Raw genomic sequence first — 409 nt, 5'->3', positions numbered from 1 at the left:
CTGTAGCAATACCTGCACTGAAATCGTCAGATACTTCCCATAAGTAGTTTACATCAAGACCAAAGCTAAATGAGTAAAACTCAGAGAAATCACCAATTGGTAAACCTCCATTTAATCCAGCTCTTAATTCTTGAGCATTTACGTTTGATAAACTAAAAACTGCAACAGCAGCTAATAATACTAATTTTTTCATAATAGGTTTAAGTTTAATTTAAATTGGCGGCAAATGTATATTATGCTTTGTTACTGAGCAAGAAAAAACTTATATTTTTTAAACTAAAAAAGGGTAGCAAATTGCTACCCTTTTATTAATCTATAGTTAGTGACTACATAATTTTGTAGTTAACTCCTAAGTTAATCGTTGAGAAGCTTCCACCTTCAACACTTACACCTCTGTAAGATACATTAG

At 31.3% G+C, this 409-nt stretch carries 1 pseudogene; it reads right to left on the bottom strand.

The window, feature by feature from the left end:
• Positions 1 to 193, bottom strand: a pseudogene (locus TD18_RS16420) (hypothetical protein); the annotation flags it as partial.
• Positions 194 to 409: the final 216 nt, after the last annotated feature.

It is taken from the genome of Psychroserpens mesophilus (assembly GCF_000826645.1).
GTDB classification, from domain to species: domain Bacteria; phylum Bacteroidota; class Bacteroidia; order Flavobacteriales; family Flavobacteriaceae; genus Psychroserpens; species Psychroserpens mesophilus.
The sequence above is the reverse complement of the archived record's forward strand: the minus strand, read 5'-3'. Positions and strand labels throughout refer to the sequence as shown.